Raw genomic sequence first — 22355 nt, 5'->3', positions numbered from 1 at the left:
ATGACCGACTTCACGCACGATGTCATCACCCTGACCGGAGCCCGCGGGAACAACCTCCAGGACGTCACCCTCCGCATCCCGAAAGGCCGGCTGACCGTGTTCACCGGCGTTTCGGGGTCGGGGAAGTCGTCCGTCGTCTTCGACACGATCGCGGTGGAGTCGCAGCGCCAGCTGAACGAGACGTACCCGTGGTTCGTCCGCAACCGGCTGCCCAAGTACGAGCGGCCGCACGCGGACGGCCTGGAGGACCTCTCCCCCGCGATCGTCGTCGACCAGCGGCCGGTCGGCGGCCACTCCCGGTCGACCGTCGGCACCATGACGGACATCTACTCGGTGATCCGGGTGCTGTTCTCCCGGCACGGCACCCCGAGCGCCGGGCCGGCGACCGCGTACTCGTTCAACGACCCGTCGGGCATGTGCCCCGAGTGCGACGGCCTCGGCCGGACGGTACGGCCCGACTGGGACCGCATCCTGGACCCGGACCGCTCCCTCGCGGACGGGGCGGTCCGCTTCCCGCCGTTCGCCGCGGGCACCTGGCAGGGCCAGACGTACACGAACAGCGCCGATCTGGACCCCGACAAGCCGGTGGGGCGGTTCACCGCCGCCGAGCGCGCGTTCCTGATGCGCGGGCGGCCCGGCAGCAAGGTCACCGTCAAGGGCAGCGGCGGCACGTGGACCACCGACTACGAGGGGCTGGCCGACCGTTTCGAGCGGCTGTACCTGAAGCGGGACCTGTCGGCCATGAGCCAGAAGACCCGCGACCTGGTCCGGGAGTTCCTGGTGGAGGGCACCTGTCCGGGCTGCCGGGGAGCCCGGCTCAACGCGGCGGCGCTCGCCACCCGGATCGGCGGCCGGAACATCGCCGACTGCGCACGGATGCAGATCACGGACCTGATCGCCGTACTGAGGGAGATCGACGACCCGGTGGCCGGGCCGATCGCGGGGGCGGCCGTGGCCGCGCTGGAGCGCGTCGAGGCGATCGGCCTCGGCTATCTCAGCCTCGACCGGGAGACGTCGACCCTCAGCGGCGGGGAGGGACAGCGGCTGAAGACGGTGCGGCACCTCGGCTCCAGCCTGACCGGGATGACGTACATCTTCGACGAGCCGAGTGTCGGCCTGCACCCGCGCGACGTGGGCCGCCTCGGCGATCTGCTGCTGCGCCTGCGCGACAAGGGCAACACCGTGCTGGTCGTCGAGCACGACCCGGACGTCATCGCGCTGGCCGACCATGTCGTCGACATGGGGCCGGGCGCCGGCGCCGGGGGCGGCCGCGTGGTCTTCGAGGGCACACCGGCCTCACTGGCCGCCTCGGACACGCTCACCGGGCGCTGTCTGCGCCGCCGTACGGCGGTCAAGGAACAGGTCCGGCAGGCCGACGGCGAGCTGTGGGTCAAGGGCGCCGCCCGGCACAACCTGCGCGACGTGACCGTGCGCTTCCCGGCCGGAGTGCTCACGGCCGTGACCGGGGTGGCGGGGTCGGGGAAGAGCACCCTGGCCGGGGAGTTCACCGCCGCGCACCCCGGCGCCGTGGTCGTCGACCAGTCGTCGATCGGGATCTCGGGCCGGTCCACTCCGGCGACCTATCTGGGGATCATGGACACGGTACGGAAGATCTTCGCCCGCGAGACGGGGGCCGAAGCCGGCCTCTTCAGCTTCAACTCCAGCGGCGCCTGCGGCACCTGTGAGGGCCGGGGCATCATCTACACGGACCTCGCCTTCATGGACCCGGTGACGACGACCTGCCACGACTGCGAGGGGCGGCGCTTCAAGGAGGAGGTGCTGCGGCTGACCGTTCGGGGCAGCTCCATCGCCGACGTCCTCCGGATGACGGCCGAGCAGGCGCTCGGCTTCTTCGACGACGCGGGCGTACGGCGCCGGCTGCGCGCCCTGCGGGACGTCGGACTGACGTACCTGACGCTGGGCCAGCCGCTCTCCACGCTCTCCGGCGGTGAGCGGCAGCGCATCAAGCTGGCCACGCGGCTGCACAGGACGGGCGCGGTCTACGTGCTCGACGAGCCGACGACCGGGCTGCACATGGCGGACGTGGAGGGTCTCGTCGCCCTGCTGGACCGGTTGGTCGACACGGGCAACACGGTCGTCGTCGTGGAGCACAACCTGGACGTGGTCGCCCGGGCCGACTGGGTGATCGACCTCGGCCCGGACGGCGGCCGGGACGGCGGCGAGATCGTCTTCGAGGGGACGCCGCGTCAGCTCCTTCACGCGCGGGGATCGTTCACCGGGGAGCACCTGCGGCGGGCCGTCGCGGCGTCGGCCGTCACCGTGCCGGTGTGAGCTCCCCGGTGAGCGGGACGTCCGGGAGGGCCGTGTTGCTGACGACGGCGAGGCGCGGGCCGCCCGGGCCGTGCTGCCACTGCCCGCCGACCAGCGGCAGCAGGGCGATGTTGGGGGCCGGCCCGCGGGTCCAGTCGAGGGTGCCGGCGACGGTGTCGAGGGTCGCGCCGGCGAGGGCCTGCGCGACGGACGCCCGGTCGGTGGGGTCGGCCGCGACGGTGAGGGCGTGGTGCGCGGTCTCCACCAGGGCGTGGGCGAGGCCGAGGGGCTGGAGCCAGCCGGCGCCGGTGTCCTGCCGGTAGGCGTGGGCGAGTTCGGCGCAGGTGGTGCCGTCCAGGCTGGAGCGGTGGGGGTGGCCGGGGCTCCAGTAGACGAGCGTGGCCACGCGCGCGTCGGCGAGCTCGCCGTGGACGTCGGGGGCGGGGGTGGTGTGCGTGTGCGGGTACGTCAGCCAGCGCGAGCAGGTGATCAGCCGCGGACGCAGTCCCGCCTCCCGGGCCTGGCGGTGGAAGAGGGCGAGGTCGGTGGCGGTGGCGGCGCTGGTGACGAGGCCGGCACCGTGCTCCCGTAGCCGGCGGACCTGTGCGGGAAAGCCGTCGGCCGGTTCCCGGTAGGCGCCGAGGTCGGCCAGGGTGTGCCCGCGCGGGGACGTCACCGGGGCGAAGCCGTACCGGTCGTGGCGCAGCAGTCGCCCTTGTACGTCGTCGTTCCACAGGCAGCCGACGGCGCCCGGGTCGTCGACGCGCTCCCACAGGTCGGCGAAGACGGCGGCGATGTCGTCCAGTCCCCACGCGAAGTGGTACGTCCACCGGAAGCGGTGCCCCGGCTCGGCACCGCGCGCGTCGACGTACGCCTGCCACGGGAACGTGGTCGACACACAGGGGACCCGGGCCTGTTCACAGGCGTCGGTGACGGCGGGCAGGACACGGGTCCCGGCCATGGTGAGCACGACGTGCGCGCCGCCGGCGCCGGCCAGGTCCCGTACGGCCTGCCGGGCCACGTCGGGATCCGAGCGGCTGTCGCGCACCGCGACGGTCACGTCGTAGCGGCGGCCGCCGTTGCGGATGTGCGCGAGGAGGGGCGCCAGCCTGCGCAGCACATACGACAGCGGTGCCCCGAGAGGGGCCAGTCGACCCGTCAGTGGCGCCACCACACCCACACACAAGGAATTCGACGACATCGAGGCCCCTCTGCGCTGAATCGGTGCGGACGTCAGCGGCCGGAGCGGTCCTTGGTCACGCAGGTGGTCTTGCTGAACACCGCCACCGTCTCGTTGCCGCAGTTGTTGCTGTGGCCCGAGGCGTTGCGGGCGAAGAGCAGGTTGGACAGGACGCCGCCACTCGGGCCCGCCTGGTCGCCGCCGCCCTTGCCGTCGTCCTCGGCCACACAGGTGCGCTCCTTGAACAGCGCCACCTTGCCCGTGCCGCAGAGGTTGGCGTGGCCGGAGGAGTTCCGGCCGGAGAGGTTGGACAGCACACCGCCCGCCCCCGCGTCGCCGTCCCCGGCATGGGCCGTGGCCATGCCGGCGGGAACGGCCATCAGCATCCCCACGATCGAGGCCACTACCGCGATACGCCGCGTGCCGTACATCTCTGTCGGTTTCCTTCCGCTGGACCGGTCCTGGCCGGTTCGGCCGGGATCACTTCGCCTAACGACGCCTCGGAAGATCGGCATGGCCCAGGACCAGGTGAATCATCTGCAAGACGGTTGATCAGCCACCCCGACGGGATGCCGGGCGCGCGGACGTTGACGCGTCAAGGCGCGGTACGCGTTGTGAACCATTGGGGTGGTTTGGCACTCCGCCGGCCGATCAGGCGTGCGGGCCCGCGAAGACTGGGTGCGGGGGTGGCGCGGGGCCACCGGAGGGGGCGAGATGACCGGCAGCACGGTTCTGGTGGCGGTGACGGAGGGTCCGGAGAACGGGGGCGCGGCGGCCGGGCAGCTGGCGATGATCGCCGAGGCGATCCGGGGGCGCGGCTTACAGGTCCGGTGGGTGGTGAGCGTCACCGATGCCGAGGCGGCGCTCAGGACCGAGGCCGGGCTCGCCGCCGCCGTGGTCGCCTGGGATCTTCCGCCGGCGCCGGGGGGCGACGGTGAACCGGGGGGTGCGGCAGTACTGCGCCGGATCGGGCGCCGCTTCCAGAACCTGCCGGTGTTCCTGGTCATGGCGGACGAGGGGCTGCGCGACCTGCCGTTGTGGGTGTCGCAGTCGGTGGTGGGCTACGTGTGGCCGCTGGAGGACACGCCGGCGTTCATCGCGGGGCGGATCACCACCGCCGCGCGCGGCTACCAGGACGCCCTGCTGCCGCCGTTCTTCAAGGCGCTGCGCCGCTTCGACGACGCGCACGAGTACTCGTGGCACACCCCCGCGCACTCCGGCGGTGTCGCCTTCCTGAAGTCGCCCGTGGGCCGCGCGTTCCACGACTACTTCGGGGAGCGGCTGCTGCGCAGCGACCTTTCGATCTCGGTCGAGGAACTCGGCTCGCTGTTCGAACACACCGGGCCGATCGGCGAGTCCGAGCGCAACGCCGCGCGGGTCTTCGGCTCCGCGCACACGTACTTCGTGCTGCACGGGGACTCCACCTGCAACCGGCTGGTCGGCCACTTCAGCGTGACCCGCGACGAGATCGCCCTGGTGGACCGCAACTGCCACAAGTCGGTCCTGCACGGTCTGGTCGTCTCCGGCGCCCGGCCGGTGTACCTGGTCCCGACCCGCAACGGCTACGGCCTCGCCGGACCGCTGCCGCCGGCCGAGATCGCGGCGGACTCGGTGGCGGCGCGGATCGCCGCGAGTCCGCTGACGAGGGACGCCGTGTCATCGCGCGCGCAGTACGCCGTGTTCACCAACTCCACGTACGACGGGCTGTGTTACGACGCGGTGGCGGCGGCCCGGGCCCTCTCCGCCGGCACGCCCCGGGTGCACTTCGACGAGGCGTGGTTCGCCTACGCCCGCTTCCACCCGCTGTACGCCGGGCGCTACGGCATGTCGGTGGACGAGGAGAGCTTCCCCGGGCCCGACCGGCCGACGGTCTTCGCGACCCAGTCCACGCACAAGCTGCTGGCTGCGCTGTCGCAGAGCGCCATGGTGCACGTCAGGCCCGCGCCCCGGGCGCCCGTGGAGCACGAGCGGTTCAACGAGGCGCTGATGATGCACGGCACCACGTCGCCGCTCTACCCGATGATCGCCTCACTGGACGTGGCCACGGCGATGATGGACGGCCCGCAGGGGCAGTGGCTGGTCGACGAGGCGGTGACCGAGGCGGTGCGGTTCCGCCAGGAGATGGTGCGCATCGGGCGGCGGATCGAGGCCGCCGGGGACCGGCCGCCCTGGTTCTTCGGCGTGTGGCAGCCGGCTGAGGTGACCGACCCGGAGAGCGGGGCGCGCCTGCCCTTCGAGGAGGCCCCGGCGGATCTGCTGCGGACGGAACCGTCCTGCTGGCACCTCGAAGCCGGAGCGGACTGGCACGGCTTCCCGGGGCTGACCGAGGGCTACTGCATGCTCGACCCGATCAAGGTCACCCTGACCTGCCCGGGGATCAGCGCCACGGGTGAGGTGTCCGACTGGGGCATTCCCGCGCGCGTGCTCACCGCGTACTTGGGGACGCGGGGCATCGTCGTGGAGAAGACCGACAGCTACACCACGCTGGTGCTGTTCTCCATGGGCATCACCAAGGGCAAGTGGGGCACCCTGCTGGACGCCCTGATGGACTTCAAGGACCTCTACGACGGTGACACGCCGCTCGACCGTGTCCTGCCGGCGCTGGTCGCCGAGCACCCGCGGCGCTACTCCGGGCTGACTCTGCGCGGACTGTGCCAGGAGATGCACGACCATCTGCGCGAGCTCCGCCTGGTCGAGCTCCTCGACACCGCCTTCCGGCAGTTGCCGGAGCCCGTCGTCCCGCCCCAGCTGTGCTACCAGCGCCTGATCCGCGGCGGCACGGAGCGGATCCGTCTGACCGACGCGCCCGGCCGCGTCGCCGCGGCCATGGTCACGGTCACGCCGCCCGGCATCCCCGTCCTCATGCCGGGCGAGAGCGTCGGCTCCGCGAACGGCCCGCTCCTGCGGTACCTGACCGCGCTGGAGTCCTTCGACCGCCGCTTCCCCGGCTTCGGCAGCGAGACCCACGGAGTGGTCCGCGACCCCGACACCGGCGACTACCAGATCGAATGCCTCCGCCCGGACACGCCCGACCGCGCGGACACCACGACGACGCCGTCCCAGCGAAGCGCCCCGGAGGATGCCGAGCCGGTGGGGTGAGTCGGGGCAGGGATGACTCGACGTTCGCACACCGGTCGAGTCCCGGCGGCCTCGGGCCCGGAGGCCCCACACTCGGCCGGGGCTGCCGACCTGCGGCGCCTCTCCCGGGCAGGCCCAAGGCACTGAGTGCGGAGCGGGCGGGAGCAGGGCCGGGCCGGGCACACCCCCGAGCTGAGAGCAGGCCCGAGCCGAGTACGAAGCCGAGCCGGGTGAAGGCCTGAGGCGGAAGCCGGCCGCACGGGTTGGGCAGCCGACCGGCCCGGGGTGGTGCTGCCCGGTTGATCCGCACGCGTCGGACCCAGGGGTGTCGTCTTCCGGGATCGCCCTGCATGATGGTCGGCCGACGCCCGATGGGTTCCGGCCGACCCCGGAGGCTCCGTCGGCGCCGTCCAGACACGTCCCATCCGATACGGAGTCACGCTCGTGCCCAGCAAGAAGGCCCTCGTCCGCCGCCCCAGCCCGCGTCTTGCCGAAGGGCTGGTGACCCACATCGAGCGGGAGAGGGTCGACGCCGACCTCGCGGTCGAGCAGTGGGAGGGGTACGTGGCGGCCCTGCGCACGCACGGCTGGGAGACCGTCGAGGTGGACCCGGCCGACGACTGCCCGGACTCGGTGTTCGTCGAGGACACCGTCGTGATGTACAAGAACGTGGCCCTGATCGCCCGCCCGGGCGCCGAGTCCCGGCGTGACGAGACCGCCGGGGTCGAGGAGGCCGTGGCCGGTCTGGGCTGCTCGGTGAACTGGATCTGGGAGCCGGGCACACTGGAGGGCGGCGACGTCCTGAAGATCGGCGACACCGTGTACGTGGGCCGGGGCGGGCGCACCAACGCCGCCGGCGTCCAGCAACTGCGCGCCGCGTTCGAACCGCTGGGCGCGCGGGTCGTCGCCGTACCGGTGACCAAGGTGCTGCATCTGAAGTCGGCCGTCACCGCGCTGCCGGACGGGACGGTCATCGGGCACATCCCGAAGATGGACACGCCGTCGCTGCTCGGGCGCTTCCTGCCGGTGCCGGAGGAGGCCGGTTCGCACGTCGTGCTGCTCGGCGGTGACAAACTGCTGATGGCGGCCAGCGCGCCGAAGACCGCGGAGCTGTTCTCGGACCTGGGGTACGAACCGGTCGTCGTGGACATCAGCGAGTTCGAGAAGCTCGAGGGATGTGTGACGTGCCTCTCGGTACGGCTGCGGGAGCTGTACGCCTGAGGGGGCGGCACGCCCCGGGTCCAGCCCCTGGACCTGCGGCTCCTGGGGCGGTGGGTGCGCGCACGAGCGACACCGCTGATCAGCGGCCTTTACAGGGCTCTTAACCTACGGCATCGTAACCTACGGGAACGTAGCCTACGATGCCGTAGGTTACCGCTCACCGCTCGTACGTATGTCCCCTGGAGAGTCCATGACGATCACCACTCCCCACCTCGGCAGCCCCGCCGGCGCCTGGACCGACGCTCAGCTGCTGTACGCACTGGAGGAAGTGGTCGAGCAGGAACTCAACCGGCATCTGAACGTCGCCAAGGACTGGATGCCGCACGAGTACGTGCCGTGGAGCGACGCGCGCAACTTCCCCGGCCTCTTCGAAGACGGCGAGGCCTGGGAAAAGGAGCAGTCGAAGGTCACCGAGATCGGCCGCATCGCGCTCGTCGTGAACCTGCTGACCGAGGACAACCTGCCCAGCTACCACCACGAGATCGCCTCGCTCTTCGGCCGCGACGGCGCCTGGGGCACCTGGGTGCACCGCTGGACGGCCGAGGAGGGCCGGCACGGCATCGTGATGCGGGACTACCTGCTCGCCTCGCGCGCGGTGGACCCGGACAAGCTGGAGCAGTTCCGCATGTCGCACATGAGTGAGGGCTTCGAGTCGGACAACCGGCACTCGATGCTCCACTCGATCGCCTACGTCGCCTTCCAGGAGCTGGCGACCCGTATCTCGCACCGCAACACCGGCCACCAGTCCGGGGACCCGGTCTGTGACCGCATGCTGGCCCGCATCGCGACCGACGAGAACCTGCACATGGTCTTCTACCGCAACCTCCTGAAGTCGGCGTTCGAGCTCGCCCCCGACCTGACCATGCAGGCCGTGCGGGACGTGGTCGTGAACTTCCGGATGCCCGGCCACGGCATCCCCGGCTTCGAGCGCGCCGCCGCGCAGATGGCGATCGGCGAGGTCTACAACCTGCGCATCCACCACGACGACGTGCTCCAGCCCGTGCTGCGCTTCCTGAAGGTCATGGAGATCGACGGCCTGGGCCCCGAGGGCCGCAAGGCGCAGGAGGAACTCGGTCTGTACATGGGCGGCCTGGACAGCGAGGCGACGAAGTTCGACGAGAAGCTGGCCGCGCGCAAGGCCCGCATGGCGGCCCGGGCCGGTGCCACCGGCGCCTGACGGCCGCCCCGGGCCATCCGGCCCACGTCCGCGAGGCCCCGGCCGCCACGAGCGGCCGGGGCCTCGGCGTTGCGCACGCCCGGCCGCCCCCACCCCGGCGGGAACGCGCACACGGCTACCGGGCCGTACGCCGCAGTTCCAGCCGCTCCTTCTCCGACAGACCGCCCCAGACACCGAACCGTTCGTCGTTGTCCATCGCGTACTCGAGGCAGGCGTCACGGATCGGGCACAGGCCGCAGATCCGCTTCGCCTCCCGTACCGAGCTGCCGGGCTCGGGGAAGAAGAAGTCCGCCCCGGTCTGCGCACACAACGCCTCCTGCTGCCAGGCGAGTTCGGGCGAGATCATGGTGTCGATGTGCATGGCCAGAAGCGTTCCGGACAGCGAAAAACGTTCGATCAACGCGGGATCAACACCGCGTTGACGGGCCTGAGGCCACCTCGATGGTCGCCCGTCGGACGGGCCGACGCACGGCGGCGCGCGGGAACCCGGCAGCACGCCCCGGCGGCGCTCGGGCGGCGCTTGTCAGCGGCCGGTGCGAGACTCGGCAGAGCAGACGACGGACCTGTGCGAGGAGACCGACGATGCTCACCACCCGTTATGTGACCGGCGCTCCGAACTGGATCGATCTCGGCACCCCCGACATCGACGGCGCCGCCGCCTTCTACGGCGGCCTGTTCGGCTGGCGGTTCCAGCCGGGTGGGCCGGAGGTCGGCGGGTACGGGGTCTTCCTGCTCGACGGCAGGGCCACCGCCGGTGGCATGCAGACCACCCCGGAGCAGGGCCCGCCCTCCTGGACGGTGTACTTCCAGGCCCCGGACGCGGACGCCACGGCGCGGGCGGCCGGGCAGGCGCGCGGCTCGGTGCTGATGCAGCCCATGGACGTGCAGGACCTGGGCCGCATGGCGATCCTCGCCGACCGGGCGGGAGTGCCCTTCGGCCTGTGGCAGCCGGGCCGCAACAAGGGCCTGGACGTCGTCCGGGAGCCCGGCTCGCTGTGCTGGCTGGAGCTGTACACGGCGGACGTCCCGGCCGCTGCCGCCTTCTACCACTCCGTGCTCGGCCTGGAGACCGTCGGCGTCGACTTCCCCGGCGGCGCCTACACCACCCTCACCCCGGCCGGAGAGAGCGAGGACGCCATGTTCGGCGGCCTCGTCCCCCTGGCCGACGCGGCCGAGGAAGAGGCCCACTGGCTGCCGTACTTCGAGGTCACCGACCCGGACGCCACCGTCGCCCGGGCCCGGGAACTGGGCGGCACTGTCCGCATGCCCGCCACGGACCTGCCGGAGGTCGGGCGCCTCGCCAAGCTCACGGACCCGTACGGGGCACGCTTCGCGGTGATCCGCAGCGAGCCGCAGCCGGCCTGAGGCGCGTCCGCTGGGACTACGCGGACGCCCGCCGGACCAGCGTCGTCGGCAGGACGACGCCGGAGGGCGGGTCGCCGGCGCCCTCCCGAGGAGTGCCGCGCTCGAGCCCCCGCAGCAGCAGGCGGGCCATCAGGCGGCCCATCTCCTCGATGTCCTGACGGACCGTCGTGAGGGGCGGATCGGTCTGTTCCGCGAGGGGCAGCATGTCGTCGAAGCCGATCACGGCGACGTCGTCGGGGGCGCGGCGACCCGCCTCGCGCAGGACGCGCAGCGCCCCCGAGGCGGTGAGGTCGTTGGCGGCGAACACGGCGTCCACGTCCGGGCAGCGGCCGAGGAGTTCGCGCATCGCCCGCTCGCCCCCGGCCGGGGTGAAGTCGGCCTCGGCGATGAGCCGCGGGTCGGCGTCCACCATGACGTCCCGGTAGCCGTCGAGCCGGTCCACGGCGGACGTCTGGTCGAGGGCGCCGGTGATGTGCGCGATACGGGTGCGGCCGAGGCCGGCCAGGTGGCGGACGGCGTCGCGGGCGCCGCCGCGGTTGTCGCTGTCGACGTACACCACGTCGCGCCGGTCTCCGCTCCAGCCGGGCCGCCCGCCGAAGACGGTGGGGACGCCGGCCCGCTGGATCAGTTCCGGCAGCGGGTCGTCGAGGTGCAGGGAGAAGACGAGCGCCCCGTCGACATGCCCGCCGGCGAGGTACCGGCCGACCCTGGCGTGGTCGTCCCGACCCTCCGTGAGCAGCAGCACGAGCTGGTTGTCGTGGGCCGTGAGCTCCTTGCTGATGCCGCGCAACTGGAGGGCGAAGAACGGGTCGGCGAACACGCGGGTCTCCGGTTCGGCGACGACGACCGCGATCGCGTCGTGCCGCCGGGTCACCAGGCTGCGGGCCGCCTGGTTGGGCACGTACCCGAGTTCCTCCACCGCCTTGCGGACCCGCTCGACGAGGATGTCCCTGACTCCGTCACCGCCGTTGACCACGCGTGAGACGGTGGCCCGTGAGACACCGGCCCGGGCGGCCACGGCCTCCAGAGTGGGACGCGGCGCTGTGTCGGTCACTTCGGGGCTCCTCACCTGCGGCTGCGGATCAGGATAGCCGCGGTGGCGGAGTGTGGTGAGAGCGCTCTCCCGCCCGGCCGGAGAGCGCCCGGGCTCACGCGCCCGTCAGTGTTCGTGGCCGCCCTCCGGCAGCTCCTCCCCGTGCTCGTGGGGGTCGTAGCCGGGAATCGTGCCGTCCGGCTTCTTCACCAGGAACAGGCCCACCATCCCCATGTCGGAGTGGCTCTGCACATGGCAGTGGTACATCCAGGCGCCGGCGCCGACCCCCTCCCCCGCGATCACCTGGAAGCCGAACGAGTCGGCCGGGCCCGTGATCTTGTTGTCGATGACCTGGCTGGGGTCGTCGGGGCCGGTCAGCATGCCGGTGCGGTTGTCCGCCCAGCGGTGACCGTGCATGTGGAACGTGTGGTAGAACTCGCCGTGCGTGATCACGATGAACTCGACCCGGTCCCCCACCGTGGCCTCGAAGTCCGGCCCCGAGTGCGGCGGCTTGTTGTTGATCCGCATGTCGTTGAAGACGACCGTGTGCGTTCGGTCGGGCAGGACGTCGCCCTTGCGGCGGACGATGACCGGCCCGAACAGGCCCTTTTGCAGCCCCTGGGTGCCGTGGTCCGTGCCGACGACGTGGTCGTGGTAGTGCCAGTAGCCCGCGCTGCCCGCCCGCCAGGTGCCGTCCTTGCGGCGGCCGGGGGCGTGGGTGCGCCAGGTGTAGGTGCGGGTGCCGCCCGGCTCGACGTGACTGCGGTTCAGCTTCGTGCCGTCGCTGGTGATCTCGTAGTCCAGGCCGTGGACGTGCAGGCTCACCGGCACGTCCATGGTGTTCTCGAACTCGACGTGCAGGGTGTCGCCCTCGTTGAGCTCGATCAGCGGGCCGGGGACGGTGGCCTTGCCCTTCTCCAGGCCGTAGCCCATCTGACCGTCCGCCAGCTTCTCGGCGTACATCTTGATGCGTTTCACCTCGCCCCCGGCGGGTGCCGTCTTCGCCGGTCCGTCGGCGCTGATGGCCTCAGGAGCCACGGACAACGATGTCGCCACGGCCGCGCTCCCCAGCAGGACCCGCCGGTTGAAGCTTCGTCTGTCCATGCGGAACTCCCCACCCTGGTAAGGCCTTTACGGAGACGTACCTGTGATGAACCTGTGAGACGGTACCGGCCGCGCTCCCGTTTATCCACACTCAAGACAAAGTTGGGGCCATCACGGTCATAGGTATTGGCGAGACATGCAAAGGGGTTTAGCTTCCTTGGCGGTGTTGCTGTGACCGAGGAGGTGCCCATGCACTTACGAGGGTTGAGCAAGGGAAGACGTGTCCGGGCGGCCTCCGTGGCCGCCGGAGTCGTGACCGCCGGACTGCTGTCGGGGCCCGCCCATGCGGGACCGTACCCGGAACCCACACTGACAACGATGTCGATCAAGTCGCCACCGGGCGGCACGAATGTACGGGTGCTGATCTTCCACGGTTCCGCGGCGGCCGGGGAGGAGTCGCCGGTCGTGAACGCCGGGATCGAGGCCATCGAGGACATCGGGGTGTCGGGACCGGCGAACCGCCGCTTCACGGTGCAAGCCACCGACGACGCCGCTGTGTTCACCGACGAGAAGAAACTCGGCCGCTTCAACGCGATCGTGTTCCTGACCGGCGGGGGCGACGTCCTCGACGCCGAGCAGGAGGCGGGCCTGGAGGCCTACATGGAGGCCGGCGGCGGGTTCGTCGGCATCCATGACGCGGCGCGCGCGGAGCCGTACTCGGACTGGTTCACCGGACTGGTCGGTGCCCGCCCGGCCGCGTCGAGCCCCGCGGCCGTCCAGCGTGCGACCGTCGAGGCGGGCGACCGCCGGCACCCGGCCACCAAGGACGTGCCGGTGCAGTGGAAGCGTCCCGACAAGTGGCTGAACTGGGTGAAGAACCCCTCGGGCGACGTCCACACGGTGGCCCGGGTCCGGGAGTCGAGCTACCAGCCGGGAACCAGTGCCAACGGCTGGGACCACCCGGTGAGTTGGTGCCGTGACTACGACGGCGGCCGCTCCTTCTACACCGGTATGGGCGGCACCGTTTCGTCGTACGACGAGACCGACTTCCGGGCCCATCTGCGCGGCGCGCTGATGTGGACGACGCGCCTGGAGCAGGCCGACTGCAAGGCGACCGTCAACGCCAACTACGCGGCGGAGCGGCTGACCAAGCCCAACCAGCCGGGGCAGAACGACCAGATCGGCGAGCCGCACGGGCTGGTCACCGCTCCCGACGGCCGGGTGTTCTACATCGGCCGGGGCGGTGCCGACTCCTCGCAGCCCGTGGTCACCGACTGGAACAACCCCGACATCGGCAAGGGCAAGGGCGAGATCCACGTCTACGACCCGAAGACCAAGCAGGTCACGCTCGCGGGTGCGCTCACCGTCTTCGGCAACAAGGGCGGCGGCGACGAGCTGGTCAAGGTCGAGGAGGGGCTGCTCGGGATCGAGCTCGACCCGAAGTTCGATCAGAACGGCTGGGTGTACCTGCACTACACACCCCACTCGCAGATCAACCGTGACACGCGGATGGCCGAGCGGCGGGTCTCCCGTTTCACGCTCGACCGGGCGACGAACAAGCTGGACCTGGGCAGCGAGAAGGTGCTGCTGAAGTGGCCGGTGCAGATCCACAGTTGCTGCCACTCGGGCGGCGGGATGGCCTGGGACTCCGAGGGCAACCTGTACATCGCCACCGGCGACAACAACTCCAGTGGGTTCAGCGGCGGTTACTCGGGCAACAACCCGCAGCCGAACTACAAGGGCGTCTCCTTCGCGGACGCGCGTCGCACGGCCGGCAACACCAACAACCTCAACGGCAAGATCCTGCGCATCCACCCGGAACCGGACGGGACGTACACGCTCCCCGAGGGCAACCTCTTCACCGGGAAGGAGACCGACGAGGGCGGCGGCAAGACGCGCGGCGAGATCTATGTGATGGGCGTCCGGAACCCCGCCCGTATCTTCGTCGACAAGTCGACCGACGTGCTGTACGCGGGCTGGGTCGGCCCGGACGCGAGCGCGCCCTCGACGACCTGGGGCCCGGCCAAGTACGACACGTTCGCCGCCATCACCAAGGCGAGCAACCGTGGCTGGCCGTACTGCATGGGCAACAAGCAGCCCTACCGGGACCGCAATCTGCCGGATCCGTCCCAGCCGCTCGGCTGGTACGACTGCGACCACCCGAAGAACGAGTCGCCGAACAACGACGGTCTGGTCAACCTGCCGCCGGTCACCGGGAACAACATCTGGTACTCGCCCCAGGGCGGCGCGCCGGACTACCCGCGGGACGCGAACGGCGTCCCGTCGTACAAGCCGGAGGAGGCCACGTACCGGCTGCCCTGGCTGAAGGGCGGCGGGCAGGCCGCGATGAACGGGCCGGTCTACCGCTACGACAGTGGCAGCACGAGCACCACCAAGTGGCCTGCCTACTGGGACGGCAAGTGGTTCGTCGGTGACTTCTACGACGCCGACCAGCCGCGCAACGCGGTGCTCATGGACCCGAAGACGCAAGGGGACGGCGGTCTGCCGGTGCACTCGGAGTCGCTGAAGAAGATCGTGCCGGTCGGCAACGACGGCATCAGGAACCTCATGGACTGGAAGTTCGGTCCGGACGGCGCGCTGTACGTGCTCGACTACGGGCGCGGCTTCTTCACCTCTGACTCCAAGTCGGCCCTGTGGCGGGTCACCTACAAGGGCGGCGGGCCGACCCCGGCCGCCGGTCAGCTGGCGAGGGGGACCGAGTGATCCGGCAACGAAGAATCTGGGCCGCCCTGCTGGCCGCCCTGCTCGTGATGCTCGGCGTGCAGGCGATGCCCGCGGCCGGTGGGGCTCAGGCGCCGGCCGCCGAACAGGTCCTCACCTGGACGGCCGGCAACGACATCGACAAGTACCTCTCGGCGCCGAAGACGGCGGTCGCCGGCAGCGCGACGATCGTGTTCGAGAACAGCGTGGCCACCGGCAACACCACGGGCATGCCGCACACGCTGACGTTCGTGACCAGCGATCCCGAGTTCAACAACGACGTGCAGCTCAACATCCTGGCCAATCCGAACGACGCGCAGGGCGGCAAGCACACCGCCCAGGTCACGCTCACACCCGGCCGGTACTTCTACCACTGCACGATCCCCGGCCACGGCCAGATGCAGGGCATCCTGGTGGTGACCGAGGGCACCGGCGAGGACACGACCGCGCCCGAGGCGTCGGCGCACGTGAGCGGGACGCAGAACACGCAGGGCGAGTACGTCGGTTCGGCGAGCGTGGCGGTCCACGCCACCGACGAGGGCGGCTCCGGCGTGGACAAGATCGAGTACGCGCTCGGCGACGCGGGTGCCTGGCAGCCGTACACGGCTCCGGTCGTCGTCGACCAGGTGGGCGCTCATAAGGTCCGCTACCGCGCCTTCGACAAGGCGGGCAACGTCTCCGCGGAGAAGAGCACCGAGTTCACGGTGGTGGCGCCGCAGTCGGACGACACCACCGCGCCGGAGACCTCGGCGACGGTGAGCGGTGAGCGCAGCCCGGACGGGGCGTACATCGACATGGCAACGGTCACCGTCTCCGCGTCCGACACGGGTTCCGGGGTCAACACGATCGAGTACGCGGTCGGCTCCGGCGCCTGGCAGCCGTACACCGCGCCCGTGATGGTGCACCAAGTGGGCACTCACACCGTCCGCTACCGCGCCACCGACAAGGCGGGCAACGTGGCGGCCGAGAAGAGCGTGCGGTTCACCGTCGTCGCGGCGCCGCCGCAGGACACCACCCCGCCGGTGACGGGCGTGACCGTGGAGGGCACGAAGAACTCCGACGGGGCGTACGTCAACAGCGCCCGGGTGACCGTCACGGCGACCGACGAGCACGGCTCGGGGGTCGAGAGGATCGAGTACTCGCTGGACGGCGGGCCGTACCTGGCGTACACCGCTCCGGTGGTGGTCGACCGGGCGGGCGCGCACACCGTGGCGTACCGGGCGACCGACAAGGCCGGCAACACCTCGGCGGCGCGTACGGTGACCTTCACGGTCGTCTCCGGGCAGGTCCCGGCGCCGAACTGCCCGGAGTACGACGAGCGGCTTACGGTGATCGTCGGCGAGGTCGACTCCGGCGTGCGCAACCGGGTCACCGACAACCGCTGCCGGATCGGCGAGCTGATCGAGGACGAGAAGGAGTGGACGTCCCACGCGCTGTTCCTCAAGCACGTGACCTCCGTCCTCGACGCGCTGCTGAAGGAGGGCGTGATCGACCAGCGCGAGTACAACGCCGTCCGCAAGGCCGCCCGCCAGTCGGGCATCGGCAAGCCGGGACAGACCGAGGGCTACCGGGCGATCTTCGACGGCAGCGCCGAGTCGTTCGCCAAGTGGCAGCAGGTGGGCGGTGGTTCGTTCGCGCTGAACCCCGACAGGACGATCACCTCCAGCACCACCACGCCCGGCATGGGCATGCTGTGGTTCCCGCAGCGCAAGTACGGCGACTTCTCGCTGCGGCTCCAGTGGCGGGACGACGCTCCCGGCACGGGCAACGCCAACTCGGGTGTCTTCGTACGCTTCCCGTGGGTCCACGACCACCCGGAGGAGTCCCGGCCGGAGTGGGTCGCCATCAAGTACGGGCACGAGGTGCAGGTGCTCGACCGGCCCGACGGCGACATGTACAAGACCGGCTCGGTCTACGGCTTCGACCGCGTGGGCCTCGCCGGTGCCGGTGTGACGCAGAAGGGCACCTGGAACGACTACGAGATCCGCGTGGAGGGCCAGCACTACTCGGTGTTCCGCAACGGTGTGCTGATCAACGAGTTCGACAACACCGGCGGCCAGGAGTTCAGCCCGCCCCGCTCGGACGACCCGGGCACGGACGGGCGGCGGTTCGCCTCCGGCTACATCGGGCTCCAGGTGCACGGCACGACGGATGTCGTCTCCTACCGGGACATCCGGATCAGGGAGCTGTAGGCCCCTCGGGCGTCTTCCTGGCCCTGCTCGGCTGTACCCGCCTCGGTTCCCCCGGCATCTTCGGATACTCAGGCGGGTACGGCAGGTCTCCCAGACCGTGGTCGTGTTCGTCGCGGCGGGCGAGGTCGAGCAGGGCCTCCAGGGAGTAGCGGTGGTCGTCCATGTCCGCGTGCACGTCGCCGAGTTCGGCGAAGCGCGCGGGCATGGTCGCGAGGTCGAAGTCCTGGGGGTGCGCGACACCCACCTCGTCCCAGCGCAGGGGCGCGGAGACGGGGGCGTGCGGGCGGGGGCGTACGGAGTAGGCGGAGGCGATCGTGCGGTCGCGTGCCGTCTGGTTGTAGTCGATGAAGATGCGCTTGCCCCGCTCCTCCTTCCACCACTTGATGGTGACCTGCTCGGGCATCCGCCGCTCCATCTCCCGGCCGACGGCGATGGCGGCGCGCCGGACCTGGGTGAAGGTCCAGCGGGGTTCGATGGGTACGAAGACGTGCAGGCCCCGGCCGCCGGAGGTCTTGGGGAAGCCGCGCAGTCCGCCGAACTCGTCGAGTACGGCCCGAAGTTCGTGGGCGGCGCGGACGGCGTCCTCGTAGTCGGTGCCGGGCTGCGGGTCGAGGTCGATGCGCAGCTCGTCCGGGCGGTCGACGTCGTCGCGGCGTACCGGCCAGGGGTGGAAGGTGAGCGTGCCGAACTGGGCGGCCCATACCACGGCACCGACCTCGGTGGGGCACATCTCGTCGGCGCTGCGGCCGCTGGGGAAGGTGATGTGCGCGGTCGGGATCCAGTCGGGCATGTTCTTCGGCGCCCGCTTCTGGAAGAAGTTCTCGCCGTTGACGCCCTCGGGGTAGCGCTCCAGGGTGGTGGGGCGGTCGCGCAGGGCGCGCAGGATGCCGGGGCCGACGGCCAGGTAGTAGCGGGCGAGGTCCAGCTTGGTGAAGCCGCGCTCGGGGAAGAAGACCTTGTCCGGGCTGGACAGCCGTACGGTCCGGCCGCCCGCCTCCAGCTCCACCACGTCACCCATGCGAGCCACGGTAGGCGCACCCCGCACACCTCGCACATCGGGCGTGCTCCGGCATATGGGCGCAGAATCGGACCATGGATCTGCCGGTGATGCCCCCTGTCCTGCCGATGCTCGCCAAGTCGGTGGCGACGATCCCCGCGGGCATGCAGTACGAGGCGAAGTGGGACGGGTTCCGGGCGATCGTCTTCCGCGATGGGGCCGAGGTCGAGCTCGGCAGCCGTACGGGAAAGCCTCTGACCAGGTATTTCCCCGAGCTGGTGACGGCCGTGCGGGAGCGGTTGCCGGAGCGGTCGGTGGTCGACGGGGAGATCGTGATCGCGCGGGAGGGGCATCTGGACTTCGATGCGCTGACGGAGCGGATCCACCCGGCGGACTCGCGGGTGCGGATGCTGGCCGAGCGGACACCCGCGTCGTTCGTCGCCTTCGATCTGCTGGCGCTGGGGGACGAGTCACTGATGGACGCCCCGCTGACCGACCGGCGGGAGCTGCTGGACCGGGAGCTGTCCGGGGTGACCGCGCCGGTGCACCTGGCTCCGGCGACCACCGACATCGAGGTGGCGCGCGGCTGGTTCGAGCAGTACGAGGGTGCGGGTCTGGACGGGGTCATCGCCAAGCCTCTGACCGTGCGCTACCGCCCGGACGAGCGCGCCATGTTCAAGATCAAGCACGAGCGGACGGCGGACGTGGTCGTCGCCGGGTACCGCCTGCACAAGAGCGGCCCCGTGGTGGGCTCGCTGCTGCTCGGCCTGTACGACGACCGGGGCACGCTCCAGCACGTGGGTGTGTCCGCCGCGTTCCCGATGAAGCGGCGCGCCGAGCTGGTGGAGGAGCTGGAGCCGCTGCGTATGGACGATGTCCAGGGGCATCCGTGGGCGGCCTGGTCGGAGGAGGCGGCGCACGAGACGGCACGGCTGCCCGGCGCGCCCAGCCGCTGGTCGGCCAAGAAGGACCTGTCGTGGGTGCCGCTGCGGCCGGAGCGGGTGGCGGAGGTGGCGTACGACCACATGGAGAACGGGCAGCGCTTCCGGCACACCGCCCGTTTCCGCCGCTGGCGCCCGGACCGGACCCCGGAGAGCTGCACCTACGCGCAGCTTCAGGAGCCGGTCCGCTACGACCTGGCGGAGATCCTCGGTTCCTAGGGCCGGTCAGGGCTGCATCAGCACCTTGACCGCGCCGTCCTGCTTGCGCTGGAACATCTCGTACGCGTGCGGGGCCTCCGACAGCGGCACCCGGTGGGTGGCGAAGTCCTCGACGCCGAGCGGGTCCTCGTCGGTCAGGTACGGGATGATGTCGTCGCTCCAGCGGCGGACGTTGGCCTGGCCCATGCGCATCTGGATCTGCTTGTCGAACAGGGTGAGCATCGGCATCGGGTCGGCCATGCCGCCGTAGACACCGGACAGCGAGATGGTGCCGCCGCGCCGCACCAGGTCTATGGCGGTGTAGAGGGCGGCGAGGCGGTCGATGCTGAAGCGTTCGGCGAGCGGGCCGCTCAGCTTGCGGGGCATGACCGCCGTGGCCTGCTGGGCGAGCTTGGCGGCCGCGCTGCCGTGGGCCTCGGTGCCGACCGCGTCGATCACGGCGTCGGGGCCGCGGCCGTCGGTCTCGTCGCGGATCGCCGCGACGAGTTCCTTCTCGTCGTCGAAGGACCTGAGGTCGTACGTCTCCACCCCGCGCGAGCGCGCCCGGCGCAGCCGCTCCGGGACCAGGTCCACGCCGAACACCCGCCCCGCGCCCGTGACCTGGGCGACGCGGCAGGCCATGTCGCCGATGGGTCCGAGGCCGAGCACGGCGATGCTGCCGCCCTGCGGGACCTCGGCGTAGGCGACCGCCTGCCAGGCGGTGGGCAGGACGTCGGAGAGGTAGACGAAACGGTCGTCGGGCGGGCCTTCCGGCACCTTGATCGGCCCGTACTGTGCCTGCGGGACGCGCAGGTACTCGGCCTGGGCGCCCGGCACCGAGCCGTACAGGCGGGTGTAGCCGAACAGGGCGGCGCCCATGCCCTCACCGTGCACCTGCGTGGTCTCGCACTGCGTGGGCAGGCCGGTGAGGCACATCCAGCAGTTGCCGCAAGCGATCTGGAACGGCACGACGACCCGGTCCCCGGCCTGGAGGTCCGGAACGCCGGCGCCGACCTCCTCGACGATGCCGATGGGTTCGTGGCCGAGGATGTCCCCGGGTGTCATGAACGGGGTGAGCACTTCGTACAGGTGCAGATCGGACCCGCACAGCCCGGTGGAGGTGACGCGGATGACCGCGTCCGTCGGTTCCTGGATCTCCGGATCGGGCACCCTGTCCACCCGGACGTCCCGCTTGCCCTGCCAGGTCACAGCCCTCATCGCCTCGCGCTCCCTCCGTCAGCGTGCGCGTCGGTCGGCCGGTCGGTCAGTCGGCGACGCCCGGGTACCCGGGCGGATCCGCGCTGAACCTTGGGCCGATCGACGGACGAAGCGAAGACCCTCCGTCAAAATTGATCGGGTATGGCCATCGGTGGACATATAAGTGCACAATCAAGACAAATCGATGACATGGAGCCCGGTGGCGACGGTGGGCAGGGAACGAGGGGCGCGCGGACGGCGCGCAGCGACGACGGCGCTGCTGGCCGCCACGGTGACGGCCGCCCTGACGGCGGGCTGCACCGGCGGGAGCGCTCCTGGTGACGACGGACGGGGCGCCTCCAGGCAGTCGGAGCCGGGCGCATCCCCCTCGGCGACCGGCTCCTCCGTGCTCGCCGTCAAGGTCGACAACGCCGCCGCGGCCCGGCCGCACACCGGCGTCGACGCCGCGGACGTGGTGTACGCGGAGCAGGTCGAGGGCGGGCTGAGCCGGCTGATGGCGGTGTACGCGACGCGGTTGCCGAAGGCGATCGGCCCGGTACGCAGCGCACGCGAGTCGGATCTGGAGCTGCTGCGCCAGTTCGACCAGCCCATACTCGCCTTCTCCGGCGCGCAGAAGAAGCTCCTGCCGCTGATCGACAGGGCGCCGCTGCGGGCGGAGACGCCGGGCAGCGCCCCCGACGCCTACTTCCGCGGCGGCGGCAAGCCCGCCCCGTACAACCTCTATCTGCGGCCCGAGCGGCTCGTGCCCGAAGCACCGGGACAGGCCGCCCTGACCACCGGCTTCCGCTACGGCTCCGCTCCCGCCGGCGGCACGGCGACGACCTCGCAGACGGTGCGCTACCCGGCGGCCCGCTTCACCTTCACCTGGTCGGACTCCCGGGACCGCTGGCTGGTCGGCATGGACGGCGCCCCCGCCACGACGGCCGACGGGTCGCGGATGGCGGCCGCGACGGTCGTCGTGCAGTACGTGAAGGTGCGCGAGTCCGCGTTCCGCGACTTCCTCGGCAACAACACGCCGTACACCGAGACAGTGGGCTCCGGGAAGGCCAGGGTGCTGCGCGACGGGCGGGCCTACGACGTGAACTGGAAGCGCGAGGACGCCTCGGACGGCACGGCGTTCACCACCGGCGACGGTACGCCGGTGAACTTCGCGAAGGGCCAGGTGTGGGTGGTGTACGCCAAGGCGTCCTGACGCGCGGGCCGCGCCCGTCAGCGGGGTGCCACCAGGGACTCCCCCGGATTGCGCAGCCCCTCGGCCGCGTCCGCGACGCGCCGGATGAGGTCGAAGAACACCGTCCGCTCCTCGGCGGTCAGCGGGGCGAGGAACACCTGGTTCATCCGGGCGGTGCGCACGGTCAGCTTGCGGTGGGTACGCACGCCCTCCTCCGTGAGACGCAGCAGGGAACGGCGGCCGTCCTCCGGGTCGCGGACCTTGTCGAGGAGTCCGCGCCGGCTGAGCCGGCTGATCACCTCGGCGATGGTCGACCGGTCCAGGCCCACCCGCTCCCCCACCGTGCGCTGGTCCAGCCCGGGCTCGTCGACGAGCGTGTTGAGGACCGCGTACTGGGGCGAGGTGATCTCCTCGGAGACCATCGTGTTCCACAGCAGGTAGTGCGCCTGCTGGAGTCGCCGGGCCAGGTGCCCGGGGTGGGTGGTGAGATCCGCCGCCGGCATGTGCACCCCTCTCTCGCATTCGTCGGTGCACTGAACAATACCCGG

General features: G+C 71.2%; 17 protein-coding genes. 9 read left to right on the top strand and 8 right to left on the bottom strand.

The annotated features are described in order from the left end of the window. Positions 1-2292, top strand: coding sequence for an ATP-binding cassette domain-containing protein (locus ACH4G3_RS05105; protein WP_397623140.1), 2292 nt, complete (start codon positions 1-3; stop codon positions 2290-2292). On the opposite strand, the gene ACH4G3_RS05100 is transcribed toward ACH4G3_RS05105, so the two are convergent. Together ACH4G3_RS05100 and ACH4G3_RS05095 are read right to left on the bottom strand one after the other, a co-directional pair. Then, positions 2276-3472, bottom strand: coding sequence for an ABC transporter substrate-binding protein (locus ACH4G3_RS05100; RefSeq protein WP_397623139.1), 1197 nt, complete (start codon positions 3470-3472; stop codon positions 2276-2278). The two genes, ACH4G3_RS05105 and ACH4G3_RS05100, sit on opposite strands and share 17 nt — an antisense overlap. A 32-nt stretch (positions 3473-3504) precedes the next feature. Next, entirely contained in the window at positions 3505-3882 is a 378-nt protein-coding gene (locus tag ACH4G3_RS05095; protein WP_397623138.1) for a hypothetical protein, read from the bottom strand. Positions 3883-4165: 283 nt separating this feature from the next. Between ACH4G3_RS05095 and ACH4G3_RS05090 the strand changes: the two genes are divergently transcribed. The 3 genes from ACH4G3_RS05090 to ACH4G3_RS05080 all read left to right on the top strand — a co-directional run bounded on the left by ACH4G3_RS05090 (position 4166) and on the right by ACH4G3_RS05080 (position 8927). Next, complete coding sequence (locus ACH4G3_RS05090; protein ID WP_397623137.1) at positions 4166-6550, top strand: Orn/Lys/Arg family decarboxylase; 2385 nt, start codon at positions 4166-4168, stop codon at positions 6548-6550. Positions 6551-6973: 423 nt separating this feature from the next. Next, on the top strand, positions 6974-7750 hold the full coding sequence (gene ddaH, locus ACH4G3_RS05085; protein WP_397623136.1) for a dimethylargininase: 777 nt from the start codon (positions 6974-6976) through the stop codon (positions 7748-7750). A gap of 190 nt (positions 7751-7940) precedes the next feature. After that, a complete protein-coding gene (locus tag ACH4G3_RS05080) occupies positions 7941-8927 on the top strand; it encodes an acyl-ACP desaturase (protein WP_397623135.1) in 987 nt (328 codons plus the stop codon). 115 nt (positions 8928-9042) lie between these two features. Here the strand turns inward: ACH4G3_RS05080 and ACH4G3_RS05075 are convergent, their stop codons facing one another. Then, complete coding sequence (locus ACH4G3_RS05075; RefSeq protein WP_397623134.1) at positions 9043-9288, bottom strand: WhiB family transcriptional regulator; 246 nt, start codon at positions 9286-9288, stop codon at positions 9043-9045. A 221-nt stretch (positions 9289-9509) separates the two neighbouring features. On the opposite strand from ACH4G3_RS05075, the gene ACH4G3_RS05070 reads away from it, so the two are divergent. Next, positions 9510-10292 carry a VOC family protein gene (locus tag ACH4G3_RS05070; RefSeq protein WP_397623133.1) on the top strand — a complete coding sequence of 261 codons (783 nt, stop codon included), beginning with the start codon at positions 9510-9512 and terminating at the stop codon, positions 10290-10292. A 16-nt stretch (positions 10293-10308) separates the two neighbouring features. Here the strand turns inward: ACH4G3_RS05070 and ACH4G3_RS05065 are convergent, their stop codons facing one another. Continuing rightward, the gene (locus ACH4G3_RS05065; protein ID WP_397623132.1) at positions 10309-11346 is read right to left on the bottom strand and encodes a LacI family DNA-binding transcriptional regulator; all 1038 of its coding nucleotides are present in this window, start codon (positions 11344-11346) and stop codon (positions 10309-10311) included. 105 nt (positions 11347-11451) lie between these two features. Next, entirely contained in the window at positions 11452-12429 is a 978-nt protein-coding gene (locus tag ACH4G3_RS05060; RefSeq protein WP_397623131.1) for a multicopper oxidase domain-containing protein, read from the bottom strand. Positions 12430-12618: 189 nt separating this feature from the next. Here ACH4G3_RS05060 and ACH4G3_RS05055 point away from each other — a divergent pair, with 189 nt between their 5' ends. Both ACH4G3_RS05055 and ACH4G3_RS05050 read left to right on the top strand, forming a co-directional pair. Further along, positions 12619-15093: a ThuA domain-containing protein gene (locus ACH4G3_RS05055; protein WP_397623130.1), complete on the top strand. Its 2475-nt coding sequence runs from the start codon at positions 12619-12621 to the stop codon at positions 15091-15093. Between the two features lie 47 nt (positions 15094-15140). Continuing rightward, positions 15141-17282 carry an OmpL47-type beta-barrel domain-containing protein gene (locus ACH4G3_RS05050; protein WP_397623385.1) on the top strand — a complete coding sequence of 714 codons (2142 nt, stop codon included), beginning with the start codon at positions 15141-15143 and terminating at the stop codon, positions 17280-17282. Here ACH4G3_RS05050 and ligD read toward each other — a convergent pair. Continuing rightward, complete coding sequence (ligD, locus tag ACH4G3_RS05045) at positions 17269-18300, bottom strand: non-homologous end-joining DNA ligase (RefSeq protein ID WP_397623129.1); 1032 nt, start codon at positions 18298-18300, stop codon at positions 17269-17271. The two genes, ACH4G3_RS05050 and ligD, sit on opposite strands and share 14 nt — an antisense overlap. A 74-nt stretch (positions 18301-18374) precedes the next feature. On the opposite strand from ligD, the gene ACH4G3_RS05040 reads away from it, so the two are divergent. Continuing rightward, positions 18375-19439, top strand: a complete 1065-nt coding sequence (locus ACH4G3_RS05040; protein WP_397623128.1) for an ATP-dependent DNA ligase — start codon at positions 18375-18377, stop codon at positions 19437-19439. Between the two features lie 6 nt (positions 19440-19445). Here the strand turns inward: ACH4G3_RS05040 and ACH4G3_RS05035 are convergent, their stop codons facing one another. After that, a complete protein-coding gene (locus tag ACH4G3_RS05035) occupies positions 19446-20636 on the bottom strand; it encodes a zinc-dependent alcohol dehydrogenase (protein WP_397623127.1) in 1191 nt (396 codons plus the stop codon). A 184-nt stretch (positions 20637-20820) separates the two neighbouring features. Between ACH4G3_RS05035 and ACH4G3_RS05030 the strand changes: the two genes are divergently transcribed. Continuing rightward, positions 20821-21828 (top strand): DUF3048 domain-containing protein, encoded by a 1008-nt coding sequence (locus tag ACH4G3_RS05030; RefSeq protein WP_397623126.1) that lies wholly within the window; start codon positions 20821-20823, stop codon positions 21826-21828. Between the two features lie 17 nt (positions 21829-21845). Here ACH4G3_RS05030 and ACH4G3_RS05025 read toward each other — a convergent pair whose 3' ends face one another. Continuing rightward, complete coding sequence (locus ACH4G3_RS05025) at positions 21846-22310, bottom strand: MarR family winged helix-turn-helix transcriptional regulator (protein ID WP_397623125.1); 465 nt, start codon at positions 22308-22310, stop codon at positions 21846-21848. Positions 22311-22355 lie beyond the last annotated feature (45 nt).

Source organism: Streptomyces afghaniensis, from assembly GCF_044327915.1.
Taxonomy (GTDB): Bacteria; Actinomycetota; Actinomycetes; order Streptomycetales; family Streptomycetaceae; genus Streptomyces; species Streptomyces afghaniensis.
This window is presented reverse-complemented; position numbering and strand designations above follow the sequence as displayed.